24 protein-coding genes are annotated in these 25,055 nt (G+C 46.9%); 23 read left to right on the top strand and 1 reads right to left on the bottom strand.

Annotation, left to right across the window (positions count from 1 at the left end; translation table 11 throughout):
- Window positions 1-25: 25 nt before the first annotated feature.
- The 13 genes from LPY66_RS14355 (at window position 26) to LPY66_RS14295 (ending at window position 13,307) form a co-directional block, all read left to right on the top strand.
- Complete coding sequence (locus LPY66_RS14355) at window positions 26-337, top strand: YerC/YecD family TrpR-related protein (RefSeq protein WP_337984950.1); 312 nt, start codon at window positions 26-28, stop codon at window positions 335-337.
- A gap of 58 nt (window positions 338-395) precedes the next feature.
- A complete protein-coding gene (hisZ, locus tag LPY66_RS14350) occupies window positions 396-1,550 on the top strand; it encodes an ATP phosphoribosyltransferase regulatory subunit (RefSeq protein ID WP_337984949.1) in 1,155 nt (384 codons plus the stop codon).
- A 101-nt stretch (window positions 1,551-1,651) separates the two neighbouring features.
- On the top strand, window positions 1,652-2,317 hold the full coding sequence (gene hisG, locus LPY66_RS14345) for an ATP phosphoribosyltransferase (RefSeq protein WP_337984948.1): 666 nt from the start codon (window positions 1,652-1,654) through the stop codon (window positions 2,315-2,317).
- A gap of 54 nt (window positions 2,318-2,371) precedes the next feature.
- Window positions 2,372-3,655, top strand: a complete 1,284-nt coding sequence (gene hisD, locus LPY66_RS14340) for a histidinol dehydrogenase (protein WP_337984947.1) — start codon at window positions 2,372-2,374, stop codon at window positions 3,653-3,655.
- 79 nt (window positions 3,656-3,734) lie between these two features.
- On the top strand, window positions 3,735-4,319 hold the full coding sequence (hisB, locus tag LPY66_RS14335; RefSeq protein WP_337984946.1) for an imidazoleglycerol-phosphate dehydratase HisB: 585 nt from the start codon (window positions 3,735-3,737) through the stop codon (window positions 4,317-4,319).
- A 40-nt stretch (window positions 4,320-4,359) separates the two neighbouring features.
- Complete coding sequence (hisH, locus tag LPY66_RS14330; protein ID WP_337984945.1) at window positions 4,360-4,971, top strand: imidazole glycerol phosphate synthase subunit HisH; 612 nt, start codon at window positions 4,360-4,362, stop codon at window positions 4,969-4,971.
- Window positions 4,968-5,696, top strand: coding sequence for a 1-(5-phosphoribosyl)-5-[(5-phosphoribosylamino)methylideneamino]imidazole-4-carboxamide isomerase (gene hisA, locus LPY66_RS14325; RefSeq protein WP_337988095.1), 729 nt, complete (start codon window positions 4,968-4,970; stop codon window positions 5,694-5,696). The genes hisH and hisA overlap by 4 nt, the downstream gene beginning before the upstream one ends.
- 31 nt (window positions 5,697-5,727) lie before the next feature.
- Complete coding sequence (gene hisF, locus LPY66_RS14320) at window positions 5,728-6,486, top strand: imidazole glycerol phosphate synthase subunit HisF (RefSeq protein WP_337984944.1); 759 nt, start codon at window positions 5,728-5,730, stop codon at window positions 6,484-6,486.
- Window positions 6,487-6,544: 58 nt separating this feature from the next.
- Window positions 6,545-7,225: a bifunctional phosphoribosyl-AMP cyclohydrolase/phosphoribosyl-ATP diphosphatase HisIE gene (hisIE, locus tag LPY66_RS14315; protein ID WP_337984943.1), complete on the top strand. Its 681-nt coding sequence runs from the start codon at window positions 6,545-6,547 to the stop codon at window positions 7,223-7,225.
- A 118-nt stretch (window positions 7,226-7,343) separates the two neighbouring features.
- A complete protein-coding gene (locus tag LPY66_RS14310; RefSeq protein WP_337984942.1) occupies window positions 7,344-7,661 on the top strand; it encodes a MazG-like family protein in 318 nt (105 codons plus the stop codon).
- Between the two features lie 92 nt (window positions 7,662-7,753).
- Window positions 7,754-10,054 (top strand): DNA helicase PcrA, encoded by a 2,301-nt coding sequence (gene pcrA, locus LPY66_RS14305; RefSeq protein ID WP_337984941.1) that lies wholly within the window; start codon window positions 7,754-7,756, stop codon window positions 10,052-10,054.
- Between the two features lie 35 nt (window positions 10,055-10,089).
- A complete protein-coding gene (gene ligA, locus LPY66_RS14300) occupies window positions 10,090-12,099 on the top strand; it encodes an NAD-dependent DNA ligase LigA (RefSeq protein WP_337984940.1) in 2,010 nt (669 codons plus the stop codon).
- Between the two features lie 92 nt (window positions 12,100-12,191).
- On the top strand, window positions 12,192-13,307 hold the full coding sequence (locus LPY66_RS14295; RefSeq protein WP_337984939.1) for a GGDEF domain-containing protein: 1,116 nt from the start codon (window positions 12,192-12,194) through the stop codon (window positions 13,305-13,307).
- 388 nt (window positions 13,308-13,695) lie between these two features.
- Here the strand turns inward: LPY66_RS14295 and LPY66_RS14290 are convergent, their stop codons facing one another.
- Entirely contained in the window at window positions 13,696-14,421 is a 726-nt protein-coding gene (locus tag LPY66_RS14290; RefSeq protein ID WP_337984938.1) for a hypothetical protein, read from the bottom strand.
- A 368-nt stretch (window positions 14,422-14,789) separates the two neighbouring features.
- On the opposite strand from LPY66_RS14290, the gene gatC reads away from it, so the two are divergent.
- The 10 genes from gatC (at window position 14,790) to rlmD (ending at window position 24,879) form a co-directional block, all read left to right on the top strand.
- Window positions 14,790-15,074: an Asp-tRNA(Asn)/Glu-tRNA(Gln) amidotransferase subunit GatC gene (gene gatC / locus LPY66_RS14285; RefSeq protein ID WP_337984937.1), complete on the top strand. Its 285-nt coding sequence runs from the start codon at window positions 14,790-14,792 to the stop codon at window positions 15,072-15,074.
- 25 nt (window positions 15,075-15,099) lie between these two features.
- Entirely contained in the window at window positions 15,100-16,563 is a 1,464-nt protein-coding gene (gatA, locus tag LPY66_RS14280; RefSeq protein ID WP_337984936.1) for an Asp-tRNA(Asn)/Glu-tRNA(Gln) amidotransferase subunit GatA, read from the top strand.
- A gap of 1 nt (window position 16,564) precedes the next feature.
- The gene (gatB, locus tag LPY66_RS14275) at window positions 16,565-18,016 is read left to right on the top strand and encodes an Asp-tRNA(Asn)/Glu-tRNA(Gln) amidotransferase subunit GatB (RefSeq protein WP_337984935.1); all 1,452 of its coding nucleotides are present in this window, start codon (window positions 16,565-16,567) and stop codon (window positions 18,014-18,016) included.
- 399 nt (window positions 18,017-18,415) lie between these two features.
- Window positions 18,416-18,610 carry a hypothetical protein gene (locus LPY66_RS14270; protein ID WP_337984934.1) on the top strand — a complete coding sequence of 65 codons (195 nt, stop codon included), beginning with the start codon at window positions 18,416-18,418 and terminating at the stop codon, window positions 18,608-18,610.
- Entirely contained in the window at window positions 18,597-19,283 is a 687-nt protein-coding gene (locus LPY66_RS14265) for a CPBP family intramembrane glutamic endopeptidase (protein ID WP_337984933.1), read from the top strand. Before LPY66_RS14270 ends, LPY66_RS14265 begins: the two co-directional genes overlap by 14 nt.
- A gap of 153 nt (window positions 19,284-19,436) precedes the next feature.
- Window positions 19,437-19,901, top strand: coding sequence for a helix-turn-helix domain-containing protein (locus LPY66_RS14260; protein ID WP_337984879.1), 465 nt, complete (start codon window positions 19,437-19,439; stop codon window positions 19,899-19,901).
- Complete coding sequence (locus LPY66_RS14255; RefSeq protein WP_337984878.1) at window positions 19,882-20,571, top strand: IS630 family transposase; 690 nt, start codon at window positions 19,882-19,884, stop codon at window positions 20,569-20,571. Before LPY66_RS14260 ends, LPY66_RS14255 begins: the two co-directional genes overlap by 20 nt.
- Before the next feature lie 126 nt (window positions 20,572-20,697).
- A complete protein-coding gene (locus LPY66_RS14250; RefSeq protein ID WP_337984932.1) occupies window positions 20,698-22,263 on the top strand; it encodes a sodium/proline symporter in 1,566 nt (521 codons plus the stop codon).
- 314 nt (window positions 22,264-22,577) lie between these two features.
- Window positions 22,578-23,153 carry a hypothetical protein gene (locus LPY66_RS14245; RefSeq protein WP_337984931.1) on the top strand — a complete coding sequence of 192 codons (576 nt, stop codon included), beginning with the start codon at window positions 22,578-22,580 and terminating at the stop codon, window positions 23,151-23,153.
- 373 nt (window positions 23,154-23,526) lie between these two features.
- On the top strand, window positions 23,527-24,879 hold the full coding sequence (rlmD, locus tag LPY66_RS14240; RefSeq protein ID WP_337984930.1) for a 23S rRNA (uracil(1939)-C(5))-methyltransferase RlmD: 1,353 nt from the start codon (window positions 23,527-23,529) through the stop codon (window positions 24,877-24,879).
- The last annotated feature ends 176 nt before the right edge of the window (window positions 24,880-25,055 follow it).

Here is a 25,055-nt window from a genome sequence, read left to right as displayed (position 1 = left end):
GCCCGAAGTTCTGGAGGTAATAATCATGGCGAGTGATGAAAGGATTAGAGATAATCAGACGGATATGCTGTTTGAAGCTATTCTGCTGCTGAAAACGAAGGAAGAATGCTATCGGTTCTTCCAGGATTTAGCGACGGTCGCTGAAATTAAAGCTTTGGCACAGCGTCTTGAGGTTGCCCACATGCTTGAGAAGGATATTACGTATAACAAAATTGAAGAAGTGACAGGTGCAAGCTCGGCGACCATAAGCAGAGTCAAGCGCTGTCTGAATTACGGTGCGGATGGGTATAAGCTGGTTTTAGAACGGTTGGAGGCTCAGGAAAAAGAACAACTGTAGAGAATAGGTGACGTGAGGAAAAGAGAAAGAAATTTAATGTAGAGTGGAGAGTGCAGTTATGGAACGTTCATCATTAGGTTTAAAGCTACCGGAAGGAATGATCGATCTCTTACCAGCCGAACTAGCCCGGTTAGAAGAGTTAGAAAGTAAAGCAATTTCTGTCTGTAGAAATTGGTCCTATCAGAAAACAAAGACACCGGGTCTGGAGTATCGTGCCTGTGTCGAACCCGATGCAGATAAAGAAGATCACTTATATAAATTCTTTGACCGTAGCGGACATGCGCTGGTTTTGCGGCCTGAATTCACGACGCCCATCGCCCGAATGGTCGCCACACGGCAAAAGGGAAGTCAATTTCCCCTGAGATTCTGCTATAGTGGGGATGTTTACCGGAACGATTATGCCCGTTATCGTGAATTCAGACAAGTCGGCGTTGAATTGATCGGTTCGGACAATGATATCGCGGATGCGGAAGTCATCGCTTTAGCTATCGAAATCATGAAGGTACTGGAGGTTAATAACTTTCAGCTGAATTTAGGTCATAACGGCATTTTCTCCGGCTTAGCCGAGGAAATGAAATTTGACGTCCGATTGCGGGAAGAGCTTGAAGACGGGATCGCACGCAAAGACATGGTGAAGCTCGAAAAAATTATCGCGGGTAACGATCTCCCGCCTGACGCCAAAGAACTGCTCCTGGCCCTGCCGCATCTGACCGGGAAAGAAGACGTCCTGGACAAGTTGCAGAGCTGGTCGCACATCCAGCCGATTCGCCGGGCAGCCGAATCCCTGAGAACCATCTATCTTTATTTGAAGGAATTTGGCGTTCAGGACTATGTATCCCTCGACCTGGGGATCCTGAAAGGTTTTTCATATTATACCGGCGCGATCTTTGAAGGGTATGTTCCTGGTGTGGGTGTGCCGTTGATCGAAGGCGGACGGTATGACGGACTCTATAATGATTTTGGTACGCGCCATGGTGCCACGGGATTCGCCATTAATGTCGGACTCATGCTGGATCAGGATACGGCATTTGAGCTGGATGCTGCCGAAGTACTCGTTTATGGGCAATCACCGGGAGCCGTGATCAAACGATGCCGTGAATTGCGCAAAAGCGGTAAAAAGGTAGAAATGGCCTTGGGTTTCTTGACCGACAATGACGCTAGAGCGATGGCCGCCAGTCGATGTATTGCCTTATTGGAAAAGGTGGATAACTAAAAAATATTTACATCCCGTTCAAACCTTGATATACTTCAAGCAATGCTTTAATAATTTAATTAACTAAAGCATATGTCAACATGCGGAAGGGGCTAAGTACAATGCCAAAAAAATTCTTAACCATCGCACTGCCAAAAGGAAAATTATTGCTGGATTCCGTGGAGATTCTGACCAAGGCCGGTTTAGACTGCCGGTCTGTGGAGAAGGATTCCCGTAAATTATTGTTTGACCTTCCGGAATCAGATGCTCAAATCATCATCTGCCGGCCGACGGATATCCCCACCTATGTAGAAAGCGGCGCTGCTGATATCGGTTTTGTCGGTAAAGATACGATTATTGAGCAAAATAAAGACGTGGCGGAGCTCGTTGATTTAAAGTTCGGCTACTGTCGGTTTGTTGTTGCCATGCCGCAGCAAAATCTGCCCCCGGCGCTTCCGAATGGCAGTTACGATTTAAGTGTCTTAAATCACAAACGGGCGGCGACAAAATTTCCGCGGGTCGCCGAGCTGTTCTTTAATGAACACGGCATGCAGGTTACGCCGATAAAACTGCATGGAAATATTGAACTTGCGCCCCGGGTAGGACTTGCTGAAATGATTGTCGATATTGTATCTACAGGGAAAACGCTGCGAGAAAACAACTTAGCCGAAGTGGCGCAGATTCTTGAGGCAACCAGCAGGATGATCGCTAACCGGGTATCATACCGCGTAAAATTTGAACGCATCAAAGAGCTGGCTGAGAAATTTAAAGAATTAGTACCGCAATGATCACGGGTCGTCTTGCCCGTAAAGCCGATAGATTGGACAGGGGGCTGCAAAACAATGAAAATGATTCAAAAAATACAGGATGTGGATTTAAATAAACTGATCAATAAATCGTACGGCGATGACCGGAGCCTCGACGAGAAAGTAACAGAAATACTTAAAAATGTTCGTGAACAGGGTGATGAAGCTCTTTATATGTATTTATCGGCCTTTGATCACGTCGACTTGCGCGCATCCGGATTGCGGGTATCGCCGCAGGAAATTGCCGCCGCCTACGCAAAAGTAGATGACGCCTATATGCAGGCGCTGCGCCAGGCGATTGACAATATCCGAAACTATCATGAAAAGCAGAAACGTACGTCCTGGATGGATACCTCCGAAGACGGGACGATTCTTGGCCAAATGATTTGCCCTCTGCAGCGGGTAGGAATCTATGTACCCGGCGGTACAGCCGCGTATCCTTCATCGGTTCTGATGAATGCACTGCCGGCAGCGGTCGCTGGGGTTTCTGAAGTTGTTATGGTCTCACCGCCGCTCAAAGATGGGAGCCTTCTGCCGGAAGTGCTGGTGGCAGCAGCGGAATGCGGTGTCAGCGAAATCTATAAAGTCGGCGGCGCCCAGGCTGTTGCCGCGCTGGCTTACGGAACGGAGACTATTGCCCGCGTCGATAAAATTACCGGTCCGGGAAATATATTTGTTACCTTAGCTAAGAAAATGGTCTATGGTCTTGTCGATATTGATATGCTGGCCGGGCCGAGCGAGATCCTTATTTTGGCAGACGACAGCGGGGTTCCGGAAGAATTAGCTGCTGATTTGCTTTCCCAAGCAGAACATGACAAACTGGCTTCCGCCATTGTGATTTCCCCGAATGCCGAATTATTAGAAAAGACTGTTGCGGAGGTTGAACGTCAGCTTGCGCTGCTGCCCCGTGCTGAGATCGCCAGAGCATCCTGGGATACCTATGGTGCAGCGATCCTGGTCAACGATCTTCAGGAGGGAATGGATCTAGTTAATCGGATTGCACCGGAACACTTTGAACTCACGGTCAGGGAACCGTTTGCCTGGTTGGGGAAAGTCAGAAATGCAGGCGCGGTGTTTATGGGACGATATTCTCCCGAACCTGTAGGTGATTATTTTGCCGGACCAAACCACATTCTGCCAACCGGCGGAACAGCTCGGTTTTATTCTGTGCTCAATGTGGATACCTTCCTCAAGAAAATCAGCATTATCAATTATTCGCAAGAAGCGTTGCAGAGAGACGGCGAACACATCATGCTTCTTGCCCGGCGGGAAGGCTTAGAAGCCCACGCCAGAGCAATCGGTGTAAGGTTAAACAAGTAGCAATTAAAAATATTTCGTGATATGCTGTCGATTTCTATGTATAATATTTTTTGATGAGCATGTTAAAGGGGGTTAAGAGATGAGATGTGCTAATCTGACCAGGACGACACTTGAAACGGATATCACTATGACGTTAGCCATAGACGGTACCGGGACAGTCAGTATCAATACCGGCGTCGGTTTTTTTGATCACATGCTGAATTCTTTCTGTCGCTTCGGACATTTTGATTTGGAAATCAACGCTGAAGGTGATTTGCATGTGGATCAGCACCACCTGGTTGAGGATTGCGGAATTGTCCTGGGACAGGCTTTTAAAGAAGCATTGGGGGACAAATTGGGAATCGAGAGGGTTGCCGATTGCCTCTTCCCTATGGATGAAGCGCTGATTCAAGCAGCGGTTGATATCTCCAACCGCGGATACTTGACTTGGCATGTCGACTGCCCCCAGGGCATGGTTGGCGATTTTCCCACGGAATTGGCAGAAGAGTTCTTCCGTGCGTTTGCGCTCAATGCGGGGATCACGCTCCACATTCGGATGCTTGACGGCAAAAATAGGCACCACATTCTGGAGGCCGTATTTAAAGCAGTCGGCAGAGTTTTGGGTCTAGCCGTTGCGGAAAACAAGCGTTTTGACGGCGTACTCTCGACAAAGGGTAGTCTCTAGAAGTTAATGGCTCATGCGATATAGTGGAGGACATACAATCATGATTGGCATCATAGACTATGGGCGAGGAAATTTACGCAGCGTCGAAAAGGCATTGCAAAAAATCGGTTATGAAGCGGAAATACTCACTTCGCCCGAAAGGTTAACCGAGGCGGATGGGGTTATCCTGCCGGGCGTCGGCGCATTTGCGGATGCGATGGATGCGCTTCACACCGGCGGTTGGATCGAACCCATGGCTGCTTATGTCCGCAGCAACAAACCTTTTTTGGGGATTTGCCTTGGTATGCAGCTGTTATTTGAAATCGGAGAGGAACACGGTGAACATACCGGTCTGGGCTATTTGAAGGGCCGGGTAGTCAAATTCCCACAGGGACTTAAGATTCCTCATATGGGTTGGAATACATTAAAGATAGTGGTTCCCAACAGGATTTGTGAAAATATCCCGGACAATTCCTATTTTTATTTTGTCCATTCCTATTATGCGCAACCGGCAGATTCGGACTGTATCGCAGCAACCAGTGATTATGGTCTTGAATTTCCGGCACTGGTTGGGAGAGACAATGTCTGGGGTGCACAGTTCCATCCGGAAAAATCCAGCCCCTGGGGGCTGGTCATGTTAGATAATTTTGGGAAATGGGTGAAAAATCAATGATCATTTATCCCGCGATTGATTTAAAAGACGGTAAAGTAGTCCGCCTGCTCCAGGGCAGGATGGAGGATGCCACCATCTATTCCGATGATCCGGCGGAGATGGCGGCTAAATTTATGGAAGAAGGCTCGCGGTACCTTCATATCGTTGACCTTAATGGCGCATTTGAAGGGAAACCGGTCAATGATGATGTGATCAGGGACATCGTCCGACGCGTGCCCATGAATATCCAGATTGGCGGCGGTATACGCACATTAGCCAGGATCGAGGAGCTTTTGGACCTCGGAGTATCCCGAGTTATTTTAGGCACCGTTGCCGTCAGAGACCCGGAATTGGTTGAAGAGGCCGTTCGCCGTTACGGTGATCAGATCATCGTCGGGATTGATGCACGCAATGGCATGGTCGCCGTCCAGGGATGGGCGGAGAGTACGGATTTAAAGGCTGAAGAACTGGGAAAAGCCATGAAGGAAGTCGGTGTATCCCGCATCGTCTTTACCGATATTTCACGGGACGGCATGCTGGCTGGGCCGAACATCGCTAGCTCCGTCCGGATGGCTGAAGCAACTGGTTTGAAGGTTATCGTTTCCGGAGGAATATCGGTTTTGGATGACCTGAAACGCTTAAAGTCCGAAGCCGACAAAGGAACAGCCATCGATGGCGCCATCGTGGGAAAAGCGATTTATTCCGGCGCATTTACACTGGAGGAAGCCCTCCGTGTGATCGATTAAGTACGAACAGAAACACGAAGGAGCAAACATCATGCTGGCCAAAAGGATCATACCCTGTCTGGATGTTCATGACGGTCGGGTCGTCAAAGGTACTAATTTCATTCACCTGCGCGATGCGGGGGATCCCGTCGAGCTCGCGTCTTTATACGATCAGGAAGGTGCAGACGAACTCGTCTTCCTGGATATTTCCGCCTCGTCTGAAGGCAGAGAAACCATGGTAGAGGTCGTCAGACGGACGGCAGAAAAAGTCTTTATACCGTTTACTATCGGCGGCGGTATCCGGACCATCGAGGATATTCGGCGGATGCTGCGGGCCGGTGCGGATAAAGTCTCATTGAATACTGCTGCGATTCAAAATCCGCAGTTAATCTGTGATGGGGCTCATGCGTTTGGGAGCCAGTGTATCGTGGTAGCCATTGATGCCCGAAAAGTCGGAACAGGGCGTTGGGAAGTATATACTCACGGCGGACGGACCCCGACAGGAATAGACGTTCTGGAATGGGCAAAGAAAGCAGAAGAACTTGGCGCAGGAGAAATCCTCCTGACCTCCATGGACCGCGACGGAACGAAGGAGGGCTATGATAATGAGTTGAACCGCATGGTGAGCAGGGCAGTGGCCATTCCGCTGATTGCCAGCGGGGGAGTCGGCACATTGTCGCACATGGCTGAAGGTTTGACCGATGGGGAAGCGGATGCTGTGTTAGCGGCGTCGATTTTTCATTACCGGGAGTATAGCATTAAGGAAACCAAAGACTACCTTGCTTTGCAAGGGATACCGGTCAGAAAATGAGAAAGCGTGCCACCGTAATAAAATAAAAAGAGATTTCTTTGGGAGATAGGAGTTAGTCATGAACAGTAGTTTTGGAATCGGGGCTGTCGATGTCGAGAAAGCAATTAAGAGTATCAAGTGGAACGAACAGGGACTCATTCCGGCAATAGCGCAGGATTGTGAAAGTGGCGAAGTGTTGATGCTCGCTTACATGAACGAGGAAGCATTGAGAAAAACCCTAACTGAAGGAAAGGCCTGTTACTTTAGCCGCAGCCGTAACAATTTATGGGTCAAAGGAGAGACATCCGGACACTATCAGGACGTTGTAGATATACGCGTGGATTGCGACCGGGATACCATCTTAATGAAAATCCGGCAGACCGGTATGGCCTGTCATGAAAACCATTATTCCTGTTTTCACTATCGCCCGGGATCAGACGAGCCGATCGGTGAACCGGAGACGACACCGGCACCTTCACTCGGCCGGACGTTAGAGCTGCTGGCCGGTATTATAAAAGACCGGAACAGCGAAAGACCGGAAGGGGCATATACCACGTATCTTTTCACTAAAGGGTTAGATAAAATCCTAAAAAAAGTCGGTGAAGAATGTGCGGAAGTCATCATCGCTGCCAAGAATAATTCGCCAAGCGAGATCCGTTATGAGGTTTCCGACCTCTTCTATCATCTTCTGGTTATGCTGGAAGACCAAAACGTTGATTTGAAGGAAATCGCCGCAGAACTGAATTCAAGAAGAAAATAACGATTTCGGCTATTTGTGCAGACGGATGCTATTGGACAGTCTTCTTTCGTGTATCCTTGTTATGCTTAACTATCGAAATCGCCGGTATTGTAAAACGGGATGATCAAAGGAGAAGAAAATGAGCGAAAAGACAACCAAGACAATCACCCTGCCCAGGCTGAACAGATTAAGCCCATCCTTAGAGAGTACAGCGCTCAAAATCATGGAGGAATCCGGGGAATTGGCGCAGGCTATCGGTAAATTCAGGGGATTAAACGGCGAAGCCTTGCGGGTTGAAGAAGCCGAGGCCATGCAATTCGTCGCCAAAGAACTGATGGATGTCGCTCAAACGGCTGTGACGATGATGTTTGTTTTAGAGGAGCAATACGGTATCGATATTGAGCAAGTAATCACAACCCACCTGGAAAAGCTGAAGAACAAGGGGTATTGTGATTGATTTAATTAATGACGAACACCCGTTCCCTTTTTGCTCCCGGTGTGGTAAAATAAGGATAAACCCAAACTTTAGACGAGAAAGGTGATCTTTTCATGTATTATTTAAAGGACCTGAACCCTGTCCAACGCGAAGCAGTTGAAAGCGGAGATGGTCCTCTTCTTATTTTGGCCGGGGCCGGTTCAGGCAAAACCCGGGTGTTGACATACAGGATCGCACATTTGGTGGCGAAAGGCGTTGATCCGTGGAATATCCTGGCTATCACATTCACCAATAAAGCCGCAAAGGAAATGCGCGACAGAGTCCTTGCCCTGGTAGGCAGTGAAGGAGAAGGCCTCTGGGTCGCTACATTCCATTCGACCTGTGTGCGGATCTTACGAAGAGAAATTGCCAGACTGCCGGGGTACACCCGGAGTTTTGTTATATATGACGCAGGAGATCAGCTGACGCTGCTCAAAGAATGTCTTAAAGAACTGAATCTGGATGAGAAGAAGTTTGCGCCGAGGGCTGTACTGGCAGCCATCAGCGATGCCAAAAACAAGTTAATGGACCCGGAGTCTTTTTCTGCCTCAGCGAGCGATTATTTTACCGAAAGAGCAGCCTCGGCCTATAAACTGTATCAACGCAAGCTTGTCAGCAATAACGCCTTGGACTTTGACGATATTATCATGCTCACGGTGAGACTGTTCAGGGAGAACCCGGACGTTTTAAATTATTATCAGGAGAAATTCCGGTATATCATGGTGGATGAATATCAGGATACGAATCACGCGCAATATCTTCTGATCAAACTGTTGGCTGCCCGTTACCGCAATCTCTGTGTTGTGGGCGACGATGACCAGTCTGTTTATGGTTGGCGGGGTGCTGATGTCCAGAATATCCTTGATTTTGAACGGGATTATCCGGAAGCAAATGTCCTCAAGTTGGAGCAGAATTACCGCTCCACCCAGAAGATTCTGCGTGCAGCCAATGAAGTCGTCAGCAACAACTATAACCGTAAACAAAAATCACTCTGGACGGAGAATAATCAGGGCGAGGAAATTGTCCTTTATCGTGCCGCCAACGAACATGATGAGGCCCGCTTTGTCACCGGTAAGATCCGGGACTTATCCGATAGTGAAGGGCGGACATACAGTGATTTTGCGATCCTCTACCGGACCAATGCCCAGTCCCGCGTTCTCGAAGAGCATATGATGAAGGAAAGCATTCCCTATAAGATCTTTTCCGGCGTTAAATTTTATGAACGGCTGGAAGTCAAAGATATCCTGGCTTATCTGAGGGTGATCAATAACCCGGCCGACAGAGTCAGTTTTGCCCGAATTATAAATGTCCCGAAACGCGGTATTGGAAAAGGCAGTTTGGACAAAATACTGGAGTACGCTGAAGAACAAGGGATGCCGGTCCTGGATGCCTTATCGGAAGCGGCCTATATCCAGGGTCTCCAGACCAAAGGGGTCGGCACCTTGACGGCTTTCTATGAACAGATGATCGTTTTCCGGCAGGAAGCACAGAAAGGGATAGCAATCACTGAATTGACTGAGAAGATTCTCCGTGATACCGGCTATATGGCCGCCTTAAGAACGGAAAACACGGTCGAGGCGGAAACACGGATCGAGAATCTCAATGAATTCCTTTCTGTGACAGCGGAATATGATGAACATGCTGCGGATTATACGGAAGATCCTGATCTTGACACGGATCAGAATATGCTCATGCTGGGCGGATTCTTAGAGCGGGTGTCATTGGTGGCGGATATCGATAATTTGGATCAGGATGAAGACGCAGTAAAACTGATGACGATGCACAGCGCCAAGGGCCTTGAGTTCCCGGTTGTCTTTGCTGTCGGGATGGAGGATGGTATCTTCCCGAGCAGCCGAAGTATGATGGAAACCTATCTGCTGGAAGAAGAGCGTCGGTTGTGTTATGTCACCATTACACGGGCGAAAGAGAAACTCTTTATGACCACCACGGAACAGCGCATGATATACGGTCACATTCAGCCGAGTGTGCCTTCCAGATTCATCAAGGAGATCCCGGAAGACCTGCTGCTTGAAGAAATGAACCGCCGTGAAATCATGGGCAGAGGTTTCGGTGCGTCGTATTCAGGCAAAGCCTCTTCATCCACATCCCAATCCTCATCCGCGTCGCCGTTTTCTGCGGCACGGGCAAATGGGGGTGGCAGTGGCAATACCAAAGGCTGGAAGGACAACGGAACGCCGATTGTCAGCTCTGATCCCGAACGGTATCAGGTCGGCGATAAGGTTGACCATCCCAAGTTTGGGAGAGGTATCGTCATGTCCGTCATCGGAGAAGGCAATAATGCTGAAATCACCGTTGTTTTCAGCGGCGAGGTCAAGAAATTGATTGCAGAGTATGCCAGATTGGCAAAAATATAGAAGCAGAACAATATTAAAAGGGTAGGGGTTCTGTTATGGATCAGGAAAAACGGTTGCACGAACTGAAAGAAATCCTGGAAAAAGCGATTTACGACTACTATATGCTGGATGCGCCGACACTAACGGATGCCGAATACGATAGCTATATCCGGGAATTGATCGCTATCGAAAAAAAACATCCGGAATGGGTCACACTCGACTCGCCTTCGCAGCGGGTCGGCGGGTATGTTGCTTCACAATTTCCTAAGGTACGCCATCCGGAGCCCATGCTTAGTCTGGACAATGCGTTTAATGCCGACGAGCTGAAAGACTTTGACCGACGGGTACGCAGTGCTGCTCCGGACGCAGAATATGTTGTCGAGTTGAAAATCGACGGACTGACCTTGGCGCTGACTTATCACGACGGTGTTCTCGCCAGAGGTGCGACCCGCGGGGACGGCGAAGTAGGAGAAGAAATAACGGCCAATGCCAGGACAATCCGTGCGGTGCCATTGCGCCTGACGATGGTGAATGAGGGCGGATCGGGGACGAATTTTGCGGGTACTATGGATGTCCGTGGTGAAGGCTACATGCCGAAAGAATCCTTTTTAAAGCTGAACACGGAAAGGGAAGAAGAGGGGCTCTCTCTGTTTGCTAATCCTCGGAATGCCGCTGCCGGCTCATTACGGCAGCAGGATTCAACGGTCACAGCTCAGCGCAAATTGGGTTACTTTGCTTATCAGCTCATCCAAGCGGAACAAATGGGTATCCGCACCCAGACCGGTGTGCTTGAAGCTTTAAGCGCACTTGGGTTTCAGGTCAACCCGAATTACAATTTATTTAAAACCATCGATGAAGTCATTGACTATTGCAGACGGATGACGACAGAGAGGCACGGTTTTTCCTATGAGATCGATGGTCTGGTGATTAAAGTTAACCGTTTTGACCACCAGCGCGAACTGGGCTTTACAGCGAAAAGCCCGCGCTGGGCGATTGCCTATAAGTTTCCGGCAGAACAGGTAGAAACACGTGTTCTGGATATCGAAATCAATGTGGGCAGAACCGGAGTGCTTACACCGACAGCGATTATGCAAGATGTCCTGGTAGCCGGTTCCACCGTCAGCAGAGCGACACTGCATAATCTGGATAATATTCGGGATAAGGATATCCGGATCGGCGATCATGTCATGATCCATAAAGCTGGCGATGTGATCCCGGAGGTCATCAAATCCCTGCCGGAAAAACGAAGCGGTTCGGAAATAATTTTCCACATGCCTGCGGACTGTCCGTCTTGCGGAAGTCCTGTCTATCGATTGGAAGGGGAAGCAGCCCATCGCTGCTTGAATATTTCCTGCCCGTCCCGCCAACGGGAGGCGGTCATCCATTTCGTTTCCAGAGATGCCATGAATATTGAAGGTCTGGGGCCGGCTGTTGTCAGCCAACTGCTGGACGCCGGGCTGATCAATGACGCTTCCGATTTGTACTATCTGCAGTATGAAGATCTGGTAAAACTGGAACGGATGGGGGATAAATCCGCCCGTAACCTGTTGAACTCCATTGAAACGAGCAAAGGGCGCGGCCTTGCTCCGCTGATCTTTGCCCTGGGTATCCGCCATGTCGGAGTTAAAGTCGGTAAGGTCTTAGCAGGACGGTACGGCAGCATGGAAGCGCTGGAAAACACCACGGTCGAAGAACTGGTTGCCATCGGTGATATCGGAGAAATCATGGCCAGAAGCATCGTCAGTTTTTTCAGTGATCAAGCAAACCTGGAATTCATCGGTCGCCTAAAGACAGCCGGCGTGATGATGAGCGCGACACGCGCCGTCGTATCTCAGGAATTGGCAGGAAAAAGCATTGTGGTAACCGGATCTTTTAAAACGTGGGAGAGACGGGAAATCGAGGATGTGATCGAACTGTATGGCGGGAAATCGGCCTCCAGCGTCAGTAAAAAGACATCCCTGGTTCTCGTCGGTGAAAATCCAGGATCCAAACTGAATAAAGCCAGAGAGCTGGGGATACCCATCTATTCTGAAGAAGAGTTTAAGAAATTAATTGGATTAAATTGAGAAATTTAAGGTGTAATCAACAGTTATGATTTTTCCCTTGCTAAAATACAAATAAAGGATTAATATGGAATAAAAATAGAAGAGGGGATGCTATGCGAGCAAACCTGATTAGCGGGATAAATTTATTAGCCGAATTTGCGGATAATCAGTTGGAGAAAGAATATAAAGAGTCCGAATTTCAAGCACTTAAGCGCTATGTCCGGCCAATTGTTCTTTTTCTGGGGATAATATATACGCTGTTTATTGTTCCGGATTATTTCTTTGTCAAGGATACGCACGCTTTTCAGTCGATCTTGGCAGGCCGAATTATCTTTTTATTTCTGGTGCTTATCCTGTTTCACTGGATAAAATCAATACAAAAACACACGACATTGTTTACCGTGGTCACAATCTACGAAATCATGGCTTCCCTTTTGTTTATTCATGTGTTTTACCAATATCAATCACCGGAACTATTAATTCAAACCTTTGGTATCATCCTGATCATTTTGGCTATTTTCCTCGTTCCTAACCGATGGATCAATTCGGTTTTCGCTTCTCTTTTCATTGCTGTCGCTTTTTTCATATCCGCAGTCTATTATCTTGATCACATCGAACAATCGCATTTTTACGCCGCCATGACGTATATCATTTTGATCACTGTTGTTAGCGGCATTGCCTCTTTTCGTACCAATACCTATAAACGGAATAATTTTCTGAAAAGCAAAGATCTAATCAATCTGTCAACAAAGGATCCTTTGACCCAAGTATACAACCGGCTGAAATTTGACGATGAACTTGATAACTGGATCGCCTATGCCAACCGGTATTCGTGTCATCTTTCTCTGGCAATTTTTGATATCGATAGTTTTAAAAAAGTCAACGATGATAACGGGCATCTTACCGGAGACAAAGTATTAAAGGAGATCACAGGTCTGGTCAAAAGTATGATCAGAGAAACGGATATCTTCGCCCGTTGGGGCGGAGAAGAGTTTGTCATTCTATTTCCGAATACCGACAGGGAAGAAGCTTTAGAAATAACAGAAAGAATAAGAAAAAAAATTTCCGGACATGACTTCGCTTCAGGCCATATTACCTGCAGCTTCGGAGTCGATACCTGGTATCAAGGAGAAGAAAGAGACAGCCTTATCCAGCGTGTCGATACACTCCTCCGCAGAGCAAAAGAGACCGGTAAAAATAAAGTCCAATATGAACTAGTACCTTGTTAACTCTAAAATTATAATATAATGGCGAGCAGATTTTTTGTAAGACAAGGCGGTCGCTCCTTGCCATCCATGGCATCGCGACACTAGGCCATCCTGGCCGTCGGAGGCGAGTCAAACCGAGCGTATGGGGATTGACGTCCACGGATGGACTAATGCCGCGGTCACCACGGATGGTGAAGGAGCGGCAAGACAACGCAGTATTACAAAAAATCTGCCGTCAGGATATATAAGATTTAGGGTTAACATGGTACTATACATACTAAAGGTACCCGGATTGCGCACGGAATAAAATAGGGCGTAACAAACCTTTAAAGGTGTTTGTTACGCCCTATATTTTCTGTTTCAGTATAGTCTGAACGATAGCCATGCGGAAATTTTTCGTGCAGTGATTTTAGGGTTTGGCGATCGGCTTGGGGTTGAAGGCAAGATATTCTTCTGTAATTGGAATGTAATAGTATCCTTCTTTAACGTCGCTATGAATCCCTGCAAAGAGCTCGGGCAAATTATCGCATTTGATATCCAGCAAATGCAGTACTTTATCTGACCAGCCATTGGGCAGGGGATTGAGCATGATCAGGTTGACGTGTTTGAAAAGCGCACGAATTTCGGGGGATATTTTAGTTAACGAACCGATCGCTGCCCATATTTCTATGGGCGGACCGTCTTCTTCTTTCCTATTGGCCGTAATATAATCCAGTCTGCCGAGCTGCTCTTCAAATTCGGGGATATTCCAGAATTTGGACGGCAAATCAAGGAAAATACGAACACGATTTGATATGTTTTTTTCGTGAACCGACCAAGTCGCCAGGCATTCCATAAAGGTGATGATGCGCGGTGCGTAGTCACAGGCGCAGTAGTATATCCCCGGTTTTGTCGGATCGGTGACCCAGGATATATCTGTATCATAAGGATTTATCGTATGAACAGGATTATGCGGAGGATTGTGCCATATTCTTTTTTCTGAATCTGTGAGTACGATGTTGATTGAATTGTCTTCAACAAAGTCTTTTTCCTGGAGTATGGACCAAATCAAGCGGGTCTTTCCGGAACCAGCTTCTCCCAAAATCAAGTGGCTTCCAGGTAGAAACTTCTCGAAGGGTCTGGCTAACTGCTGCATTGGCATTACATCCTTTCTGATTCAGTTTAATATGAATGGTTATTCTCCTTACATCATCATTATGACTTTTTTGCTTAAATTCAGTTGAGAATGCCTGTTTGAAATGATGTTCCAATTATCATGTCACGGTAATTTAGAAGGGTATTCTACATACAACACCATATAACCTTTTTAATTCTGCCTACTCTTAAAAATCTTTTTTCTGAATGGTTACAAACGCAAATTGCCAGAAATCATGATGTAAAACGGATTAAGCTGCTAAAGAAGGTGCTTTTTCTTGCCCGTATGTCATAATTTTGTTATATTTATACATGTTGGATTCGATATCATCGGTCACTATTTATAAAATGAAAGGCGGCGTTAGATCCATGAAGCTTTCCAGAGTAGAAGTTGAACACGTTGCTCTTTTGGCCAGGCTGCAGCTGTCCGAAGGGGAAGTGGAATTATATACCGAGCAGCTCAATTCAATCCTGGGGTATGCCGAAATGCTCCAGAAACTGGATACGGATCAGGTTCCACCGACAGCCCATGCGGTACAGCTTTATAATGTCCTGCGGGAGGATGAAGTGAAGCCTTCAATGAGCCAGGAAAAAGTACTGCAAAATGCTCCGGATCAGGAAGATGGTTTCTTCCGGGTTCCTCGGATTGTCTAATTGAGAAAGAAAGGAGATTCCACCCATGATACTACTAAAGTCGCTTGAGGCCTTACATCATATGCTAATCGGCAAAGAAATCAGCAGCGTGGAACTGACCAGGACTTATCTTAATCATATCACTGTTGCAGATCCATCTGTTAAAGCATTTTTATCGGTTACTGCAGACACAGCTCTGGCCCAGGCTGCCGACGCCGATCGCAAAATTGCCAATGGAGAAAAGCTCGGGCCCCTCGAGGGAATACCCATGGCCATGAAAGATAATATGTGCACTTCGGGAATCGCCACGACGTGCGGTTCAAAGATCCTTAAGAATTTTGTTCCGCCCTATGACGCAACCGTTACTGAGAGGTTACAGGCTGCGGGTGCGGTGCTCGCCGGCAAAGTCAATATGGATGAGTTTGCGATGGGATCTTCCACCGAAAACTCGGGTTACCACCCAACCGCTAATCCTTGGGATCTGGAACGCGTACCGGGAGGCTCTTCCGGCGGTTCAGCTGCGTGTGTCGCTGCGCGAGAAGTACCGTTTGCACTGGGGTCCGACACGGGAGGCTCTATCCGACAGCCGGCCGCTTTTTGCGGTGTTGTCGGATTGAAACCAACGTACGGGCTTGTATCCCGCTATGGCTTGGTGGCCTTTGCTTCCTCCCTTGATCAGATTGGACCGCTGACGACCAGTGTCCGTGATAATGCGATGGTCTTAAATGCAATTGCCGGTCATGATCCTAAGGATTCAACCTCAGTACCTTATGCTACCCCAGATTATACCCAGTTTTTAGAAAATAATGTAAAAGGTTTAAAAATTGGTGTTCCTGATGAATACTTTGCGGCCGGACTCGATCCAAGGGTGGCTGACGTGATTAAACGCGCGATCAAAACCTTTGAAGATCTGGGAGCTATCGTGGAAAGCTGTTCGCTCCCACATACGGAATATGCCATGCCGGCGTATTATATCATCGCTCCTGCCGAATGCAGTTCCAACTTGGCGCGTTATGACGGCGTTCGCTACGGATACCGCGCAGAGACGGAAGATATGATTACAATGTTTAAAAGAACTCGGGAAGAAGGCTTCGGACAAGAGGTCAAACGCCGGATCATGCTTGGCACTTACGCACTTAGTTCAGGTTATTACGATGCTTACTACTTGAAAGCGCAAAAGGTCAGGACGCTGATCAAACAGGATTTCGACAATGCGTTTAACCAATATGATATTCTGCTCTCACCGACCACTCCGACGACCGCCTACACAATGGGTGAAAAATCCGATCCTCTCGCCATGTACATGGGCGACGTCTATACGATCCCGGTCAACCTGGCCGGGTTGCCGGGAATATCGATTCCGGCAGGATTTATTGACGGCCTGCCGGTAGGCATGCAGCTGATCAGCAAGCATTTTGGCGAGGGCACGTTGTACCGCGCAGCCTATACTTTTGAACAGAATACCACCTATCATCAGGAAATCCCCGCTCTCGTGAAGGAGGTATGCTAATATGTCTTTTTTGGATAAATATGAAATGGTTTGCGGTGTGGAGACCCACGTGGAAATGGCCACCAAAACGAAAATATTCTGCGGTTGTTCCACCGAATTCGGCGGCGAACAAAATACGCACGTTTGCCCGGTATGTCTGGGACTTCCGGGTGTCCTGCCGGTATTGAATAAAGAAGTAGTCAACCTGGCTATCAAGGCCGGCTTGGCTTTAAATTGCGACATTGCGGAATTCTCCAAATTTGACCGCAAAAATTATTTTTATCCCGATTTAACGAAGAACTACCAGACATCCCAATATGATCTGCCAATTTGCAAAAACGGCTGGCTTGACGTCATGGTCAATGGGACAATGAAACGAATCGGTATTACCCGGGCCCATATGGAAGAGGATGCGGGCAAGCTCGTGCACAGCGGGGACACGATTACCACGTCCAACAGTTCCGGTGTTGATTATAACCGGACGGGCGTACCTCTTTTAGAAATCGTTTCGGAGCCCGATATGCGTTCCATCGATGACGTTCTCGCCTACCTGGAAGAACTGGTACAAATCATGGACTATGCCGGCATCTCCGACTGTAAGCTGGAGCAAGGTTCCGTCCGCTTTGATATCAATGTCTCCCTGCGCTTAAAAGGGACTGAAACATTCGGCACACGGACAGAAACCAAGAACCTGAACTCCTTTAGCTCCGTTCGCCGGTGTTTGGAATATGAAACGGAACGTCAGGCCGACGCGTTGGATGAGGGCCTGGAAATCATCCAAGAAACACGGACTTGGGATGAAGGTCGCGGCATGACACTTTCACTGCGTTCGAAAGAAGAAGCACATGATTATCGTTATTTTCCTGAGCCTGATCTGATGCCGCTGGTGATCGACCGGGACTGGGTGGAACGAATTCGCGCGACAATGCCTGAATTACCGACAGCAAAAAGAGAAAGACTGCAGGCGTTGGGACTCTCGGCATACGATGCCGGTGTCATCACTGCTTCAAAAGACATGGCCTTCTTTTTCGATCAGGCCATGGCGACATGCGACGATGCGAAGCTCCTGGCTAATTGGGTGATGGGGGACTTAAGCGCATTGCTTAAAACCAATGGCCGCACCTTTGCCGATTCGCCTGTATCACCGGCACAGCTTGCCAGTCTGGTCATGCTAATCAAGAAAGGTGATATCAGCGGAAAAATCGCGAAGAGTGTTATTGAGGAAATTTATTCAACCGGCAAAGATCCGGAGACCATAGTCAAAGAGAAGGGACTGGCTCAGATCAGTGATGCCGGGGAGCTGGAAAAAATCATCGATGGGATCCTGGCCGCCAATGAGAAATCGGTCGCTGACTATAAAGCAGGAAAAGAAGCAGCTCTTGGTTTCTTTGTCGGACAGGTTATGAAAGCAACAAAAGGTCAAGCCAATCCGGGTATGGTCAACAAACTTCTGAAAGAAAAATTAGCCCAATAGGGACAAAATGAGGCAGGAGACAAAGGGACGCAGGAGACAAAGGGACGTAGAACTTTGTCTCCCCGCCCACCAGTCTCTAGTACATCATTCTTTAAATACGTTAGCAAATATTCGTATATGGGGCTGGGCCGCGTACACAATACCACTTTCGGCTCTTGTGCCCTCCATGAATTTACATTATAGATGTTAAAATTCGTTTGCCCTCCTTGGCGAATTGCAATCGTTAACAGGAAGTTCAAATTCTATTACCATCCGTGGTGAATTTGAACTTAGGACCATCCATGGTCCGTCATCCATGGACCGTTGCGCTTCGCAATCCGTGCTCCGCTTGACGTCGGTATTGTGCACGCGTCCTTACTCTGGAGCAATTTGACTAATTTCAGAATGATGTACTAGTAGGTGTTTATTATCGGAAAAATTGTGGAAACCGAATTGGTTATTGTGGATACAACACTTTGTGACGGGGAACAGACAACAGGTGCGGATTTTTCCAACAGAAGAAAACCGTGGATTATCCGCATGCTCGATGAAATTGGAATTACATTTATAAAGATTTATACGGTGATGGAAAGGACAGTCAATGAATCCTTTTGAGGAAGCTAAATGGAATTTTTGGCAAGCACTCTATCTGATTCTGCTTGTCTACATCATTGAATTCGCCGTGGGCTGGATGCGAACGATTGAAAACCTCGGTTTTCTAAAAGGGTACATCCGCTATCTTGAGATCGGATTCGGCGATGCTCTTCTCTTTTTTGCTGCCCTGTTCGTGTTCACTAAGATACGGCGGATAACAGCGCAAGACCTGGGATTGGGCAATTTTAACTGGAAAAGTTTACTGGCAGGACTGATTGGGGGGATCTTTCTCTTCTTCGTCGTCGGTCTTTTAGGTAATCTGGCCGTAGATTATTTAGGGGCCCCAGTGCCACAGAGCTTTGCCTTGGTTGTGGCCGGTGCAGATTCGATTTGGCAGGCGCTTCCCCTCGTACTTTTAGGCGGAGTCATCGTTCCATTGAAGGAAGAGCTCATCTTCCGAGCTCTGATCTACCCGCCGCTGCGCCGAGGATATGGCAAAGCCTTAGGCATGCTTTACACAGCCTTGTTCTTCGGACTGCTGCATTTTGATTTAATTCGGTTTATACCGCTGCTTGTCGGCGGCATTGTACTGACGTGGCTTTACGAAAGGACCAAGTGCTTATGGACCTCTGTTATTGCGCATGGGGTATGGAATATTCTCATGGTGATACTCATGTGGTGGCAGCGGGGGTAATGGCTAAGTCGGATTTCTGGTCCTTGGGCTACGCAACGGAATGGAGTTTCAGAGCGGTTTTATATGACATTATTTACCCACTAGTGTTTTGTTAAATCTAAAAGTTGCATAAAATATTTTCTGAGGTATACTGTTATTGAGGGAGGTGGCAGTATGCCTAAGAAAAGATACAGTATCGTTTTGACTGATCAAGAACGGCAGCAATTAATGAAAACCATTAAATGTGGCGCTTCTCCTGCTAAGGCTATTCTTCGCGCTAATATCATTTTGCTTCTGGATGAATCCACCGATAAACATATGAGTGTCCACGAGATTGCCGATGTATTGAATACTTCTCCTACTACAGTAATAAAAGTCAAAAAAGCTTTCTGTGAAAAAGGGGCCGGCGACACTATCAGTCGTAAAAAGAGGTCTAAACCACCGGTAGAAGCCAAAATTACAGGTGATGTAGAAGCGAAGATTATCGCCCTCAGCTGCGGTGAACCACCAGCCGGTTTTTCCCGCTGGACTTTGAGGTTACTGGCTGATAAGAGTGTTGAACTTGATATTATTGATCAGATTAGTTATGTCAGCGTGGGCAGTATTTTAAAAAAACGAATTGAAACCACATCTCCGTAAATGTTGGTGTATCCCTAAAAATGGCAGTGCGGCGTTTGTCGCTAATATGGAAGATGTACTCGATGTTTATCAGCGTGGCTATGATCCAGCTATTCCTGTGGTTTGCATGGATGAAAAACCGTATCAGTTACTTGGAGAAATAAGAGATCCTATACCGGCTAGCCCTGGTTCCGTTGAAAAGTTTGATTCTGAATACCAAAGGAATGGAACATGCAGCATCTTTCTGTTTACTGAGCCATTGGGCGGGTGGAGACATGTCTTCGCCAGAGAACACCGGAAGAAAAATGATTGGGCGACTGAAATCAAAAAAATGCTGACTGTTTATTATCCAGATGCTGAAAAGGTCTGTCTGGTGGCAGACAACTTGAACACTCACAGAATATCTTCGCTTTATGAAGCATTTCCGGCAGAGGAGGCTCATACTTTAGCTAAAAGATTGGAGATCCATTACACTCCTAAGCATGGCAGCTGGCTCAATATTGCAGAAATAGAATTATCCGCGTTGACTAAACAGTGTCTTAACAGGAGAATCAATGCTTTGGATATACTGAATGATCAATTGTTATTCTGGGAGATCGATCGTAACGATAAACAAAAAGGTGTTGACTGGCAGTTTACTACTGAAGATGCACGAGTGAAACTGCGGCACCTGTACCCGAAGATATTATAGTTTTAGATTTAACACTGTACTAGAGCAGTTTAAATAACCCTGTACATTTTATAACATTAACGATAGAATTAACCCTGTGTTATATTATTATAGTTATATATCAAACAATAAATGGAGGCAGGAAAAATGGAAGGTGGACAAGTACAGATTCTGATTGCAATGGTCATCTACATTGCTGTTGTTATCGGAATCGGGATTTATTATGCCAAACGTGCCAATGAAAGCAGTGACAACTACTTGATTGGCGGAAGGAAGATGGGACCCTGGGTCGTCGCCATGGGGGCGGAAGCATCCGACATGAGCGGCTGGCTTCTGATGGGACTGCCGGGAGTGGCCTATTTCGTCGGTATGAGTGATGCTATCTGGACTGCGATCGGTCTGGCTATCGGTACATACCTGAACTGGCTGTTCGTAGCCAAAAGGATTCGTGTGTACTCGCATATCGCTGGGGATGCGATCACGATCCCGGATTTTCTAAGTAATCGCTATAAAGAAAATAAGAAAGTCATTATGACCATTGCGGCCTTATTTATTTTAGTATTCTTCACGGTTTATGCTTCAAGTTGTTTTGTCACCGTCGGCAAGCTCTTTAGTACGCTTTTCCATATCAAATATGCGTATATCATGATCCTGGGTGCCTTATTTGTTGTCGCCTATACTTTTATCGGCGGCTTTTTGGCTGAGACAGCTTCCGATTTTATGCAGGGCATCATTATGATCTTTGCCTTAGGCGCGGTACTGATCACGGGTGTGGTTACGGCCGGTGGAATCGCCGCCGTTGCAGAAAATGCGCGAGCCATACCGGGCTTCTTTGATTTCTTTGGCATTGCCTCACCGACATTGGTTGACGGCGTCCAGCAGATCGGCGCCAATGGCAAACCCTTGTTTGGCGAAGCCGGCGTATATGGCTGGCTGACGATTATTTCCACAATGTCTTGGGGATTAGGCTATTTTGGCATGCCCCAGGTTCTATTGAAATTTATGTCGATTAAGAAAGCCAGTGATTTAAAGCTGTCCAGACGGATTGCGATCATCTGGGTCGTCATTTCTCTCACAGCAGCGGTGGCCATCGGTATGATCGGCCGGATCCTGTTCCCGACGGAACTGCTGACTGCCAGTGCGGCTGAAAGTATCTTTATTGTCATGTCGACGAATTTCTTTGTTCCCTTTTTTGCGGGGATCGTGATGGCGGGTATCTTGGCAGCAACCATCAGTTCATCCGACTCGTATTTGCTGATTGCGGCTTCGGCGTTTTCCAAAAATATTTATCAGGGGATCATGAAAAAAGAAGCGTCGGATAAAGCCGTCTTATGGGTATCCCGGATCACCTTGGTCATTATCGCTATCATTGCTATGATTATTGCGTTGGATGAAAACAGCGTTATTTTCCGGGTGGTATCCTTTGCCTGGGCCGGCTTCGGTGCGACCTTCGGGCCGGTTATGCTGTTCTCCCTGTTCTGGAAACGGGTCACCCGTCCCGGTGCCATCGCCGGTATGGTGGCCGGCGGCGGCATGGTCTTCATCTGGAAGCTCCTGATCAAGCCAATCGGTGGTGTTTTCGGGATTTATGAACTGCTTCCCGCCTTTGTGGTATCCTGTCTGGCTATCGTCATCTTCTCTCTGTTAACGAAAGAAGAATCCAAGGAAATCCAGGACGAGTTTGAAATGGCCAGAACGTATCACGGAGAATAGTCCACTGAAAGACCATTTTTAGTCATTGTAAAAATTTAATAACAATTAAAACTAAAAAAACTAAATAAAATCTAAATAAATACTAAATATAATATAGCTCTTATATTTTAATCTCTCGTTGCCAATTTAAACGGAGGCGGTGTAATACAACTTTCATAGTTTTATTACACCGCCTCGTTTTGTCTGTAAATAACGGCACTTATCACGATCTTAACCAAAAATTACTAAGTAAATATGGCGATGAAATAGCATTTACATAATTTATTTTTGGTATTTAGAAAATAATAATAGCATCAATAGAAAGGAGAAGCTTTATGAAAAAGATTAATGACAGTCAAACTCTAGGCATCGTCAGCGGATTAGTTGGCGGGCTGAGTATGGTTATATTCGATCAGATATCCTATAAAATGGGCATATCGAAACGAAGTTACGGGCAGGCAGCATCCGGGATATGGGTGGCATCCAAAAAGCAGTCTGATTCACGGGGCGGAGATATCCTGGGCTTGGTCATGTCTTTAGGTTTAGCAACCCTCGGCGGGGTGGTCATGACCAGACAATTACAAAAAGCCGGAACGGATAAACTAGTAACGAAGGGTTTATTTTACGGAACAACCTATGGGGGCTTTGTCACGGCAATGATGAGTGGCTTCCCAAAAAACAAAATTAAGCCGAAGGATGCAACGAGCAACTTGTCCTATGTCGGGTCCCATATGCTCTATGGTCTCATAACCACGCAGTTAATCGCCAGGCTGGGGGATCAGAGTCTTTTTAGGCAGAAGGAGACGCAAAGCGTCAATGCATATGAAAATGTGTCATTAAACAATCAGGTAACGATGAATCAAGAAAATATATATGGAGCTAACACGAACCCAACACATATCTTCCATTAACATCATCACATAATACGAATAAGTATTCATATCTCCAGATAGATAAGTATGCTTGATACGGCTGGAACAAAATCAATCCAGTCGGTTTTTTTGTTTCAGAGCGGGATAAGATTTTCTGCTAAGTCATAAATAAACTGACTATGTTTGGATTTTGGCTATCACCATTTTATTAGTGTAGGACATTTTAGTTTCAAGAGGCACAAATGACATACCATATCAATGGAGGCCGGGAATATTGCTTGTTATGATACCGGCATATATAATGACAGTATGAAAACAATCGGAAATAGTAACCATAAAAACATGCAGTAAATCGATCGGTTAAAATAGAAATAACACGAAAACATCGGGATACTTCGGAAAGGGCATATTGATGGGTCATAGTAGAACGAACACAACGAAAGAATCAATAAATAGGATTGAAATCATACGCCTCTCCTCTGATGGCTCCGGCGTGGGGTACTTGGATGGCAAGACAACCTTTGTTCAGGGCATGCTGCCGGGCGAGAAGGGGAAAGTCCGTATTACAACTGAGAAAAAGAATTATCAGCGGGCTGAGGTCGTTGAAATCACGGAGTTTTCGCCGGAAAGGCAGGATCCTCCCTGCGGGGTATTCGGTGCCTGTGGTGGTTGTGATCTCCAACACATGCATTATGCAGCGACGCTCATATGGAAGCGGCGCTGGGTAACAGACGTTTTGCAGCGGATCGGCGGGTTGCAGAATATTTCAGTAGAACCGGTTCTCGGTATGGATACTCCCTGGCGTTACCGTAATAAAGCATTGCTGCACCGGGACGAGAGCGGGCAATGGGGCTACTATCGGGAAAAAAGCACGGATGTGGTCTTATTCTCCGATTGTCTTTTGTTATCAGAGCGAACCAATGCGCGCATTGACCGATTTCAAACGATCATGGGAGCATCTTGCCCAGGTATCCGCACGGCGACCTTTCGCGAAAGCAGTCGGGGAAAAGGTCTTATTTTACTGGAAGGCAACACCGACGAAGAGAAGGAAGCACTTGGGGCTAGAATCCGGGAAATGAAGAATTCCGACGAGCTCGCTCCGGATACTTGTTCCATACTCTTTCCAAAAGAAAATAAAGAATACGCTGGCAGCGGCCCGTTATTCTTAAACACCTATATGGATGATTTGCGTTTTAAAGTCTCCCCGGGGGCATTTCTCCAAGTTAATCCGAGTCAGACCGAAAAGCTTTATGCCCACGTTTTGGCCTGGGCAGACCTTCGTGGGGAAGAAACGGTCTGGGATCTCTACTGTGGTATTGGAACCATCTCTTTGATGCTTGCCCGCAAGGCCGGCCATGTGATCGGGGTGGAGGAAAACCCCGATGCGGTGACGGATGCGGAGTACAATGCAGAATTTAACAAAGTCACCAATGTGCGATTCATCCAGGGTAAGACTGAAAAGCAACTGGATAAGCTGGAGCGATCATCCGGTAAACCTGACTTGGTCGTTGTCGATCCGCCGCGTGCCGGTATGGATCAGGCTGTTATCGAAAGACTTCTGAAAATCCAGCCTGACAGGATTATCTATGTTTCCTGCGATCCCGGAACACTTGCCAGGGACTTGAAGCTCCTAACCCAGGGGACGGGTGAAGTGGACGGGATTTACTCGGTCAAGAAGATACAACCTGTTGACATGTTCCCGTGGACGAGACACGTTGAAACGATAATAAAGATGACGAAATGTGGTTCGGAGGGCAAAAAGTAGACTTTGACCACAAGATGTTGTGGTTTGCAAGCCAAAAATGAGCAAAAATCGAAGCAAAAAAGTGCAAATTTTGGCCCGTTTTTTTGGCCGTTTTCATAGATGACAAAGGGTAGTTACCAAGATGGCATCGATTGTTTTATCATTGTTATTATAAATTTTTCCATATATAATGTTTA

Source organism: Dehalobacter sp. DCM, assembly GCF_024972775.1.
Lineage (GTDB): Bacteria > Bacillota > Desulfitobacteriia > Desulfitobacteriales > Syntrophobotulaceae > Dehalobacter.
The sequence above is the reverse complement of the archived record's forward strand: the minus strand, read 5'-3'. Positions and strand labels throughout refer to the sequence as shown.

Bases quoted from the DNA above. Each gene is read 5' to 3' on its own strand.
- hisZ (WP_337984949.1), top strand. From the start codon at position 396: ATGGAACGTTCATCATTAGGTTTAAAGCTACCGGAAGGAATGATCGAT.
- LPY66_RS14245 (WP_337984931.1), top strand. From the start codon at position 22,578: ATGAAAAAGATTAATGACAGTCAAACTCTAGGCATCGTCAGCGGATTA.
- gatC (WP_337984937.1), top strand. From the start codon at position 14,790: ATGAAGCTTTCCAGAGTAGAAGTTGAACACGTTGCTCTTTTGGCCAGG.
- gatB (WP_337984935.1), top strand. From the start codon at position 16,565: ATGTCTTTTTTGGATAAATATGAAATGGTTTGCGGTGTGGAGACCCAC.
- LPY66_RS14295 (WP_337984939.1), top strand. From the start codon at position 12,192: ATGCGAGCAAACCTGATTAGCGGGATAAATTTATTAGCCGAATTTGCG.
- hisH (WP_337984945.1), top strand. From the start codon at position 4,360: ATGATTGGCATCATAGACTATGGGCGAGGAAATTTACGCAGCGTCGAA.
- hisF (WP_337984944.1), top strand. From the start codon at position 5,728: ATGCTGGCCAAAAGGATCATACCCTGTCTGGATGTTCATGACGGTCGG.
- hisA (WP_337988095.1), top strand. From the start codon at position 4,968: ATGATCATTTATCCCGCGATTGATTTAAAAGACGGTAAAGTAGTCCGC.
- ligA (WP_337984940.1), top strand. From the start codon at position 10,090: ATGGATCAGGAAAAACGGTTGCACGAACTGAAAGAAATCCTGGAAAAA.
- LPY66_RS14250 (WP_337984932.1), top strand. From the start codon at position 20,698: ATGGAAGGTGGACAAGTACAGATTCTGATTGCAATGGTCATCTACATT.
- hisIE (WP_337984943.1), top strand. From the start codon at position 6,545: ATGAACAGTAGTTTTGGAATCGGGGCTGTCGATGTCGAGAAAGCAATT.
- LPY66_RS14355 (WP_337984950.1), top strand. From the start codon at position 26: ATGGCGAGTGATGAAAGGATTAGAGATAATCAGACGGATATGCTGTTT.
- hisB (WP_337984946.1), top strand. From the start codon at position 3,735: ATGAGATGTGCTAATCTGACCAGGACGACACTTGAAACGGATATCACT.
- hisG (WP_337984948.1), top strand. From the start codon at position 1,652: ATGCCAAAAAAATTCTTAACCATCGCACTGCCAAAAGGAAAATTATTG.
- pcrA (WP_337984941.1), top strand. From the start codon at position 7,754: ATGTATTATTTAAAGGACCTGAACCCTGTCCAACGCGAAGCAGTTGAA.
- LPY66_RS14290 (WP_337984938.1), bottom strand. From the start codon at position 14,421: ATGCAGCAGTTAGCCAGACCCTTCGAGAAGTTTCTACCTGGAAGCCAC.
- LPY66_RS14310 (WP_337984942.1), top strand. From the start codon at position 7,344: ATGAGCGAAAAGACAACCAAGACAATCACCCTGCCCAGGCTGAACAGA.
- LPY66_RS14260 (WP_337984879.1), top strand. From the start codon at position 19,437: ATGCCTAAGAAAAGATACAGTATCGTTTTGACTGATCAAGAACGGCAG.
- hisD (WP_337984947.1), top strand. From the start codon at position 2,372: ATGAAAATGATTCAAAAAATACAGGATGTGGATTTAAATAAACTGATC.
- rlmD (WP_337984930.1), top strand. From the start codon at position 23,527: ATGGGTCATAGTAGAACGAACACAACGAAAGAATCAATAAATAGGATT.
- gatA (WP_337984936.1), top strand. From the start codon at position 15,100: ATGATACTACTAAAGTCGCTTGAGGCCTTACATCATATGCTAATCGGC.
- LPY66_RS14265 (WP_337984933.1), top strand. From the start codon at position 18,597: ATGAATCCTTTTGAGGAAGCTAAATGGAATTTTTGGCAAGCACTCTAT.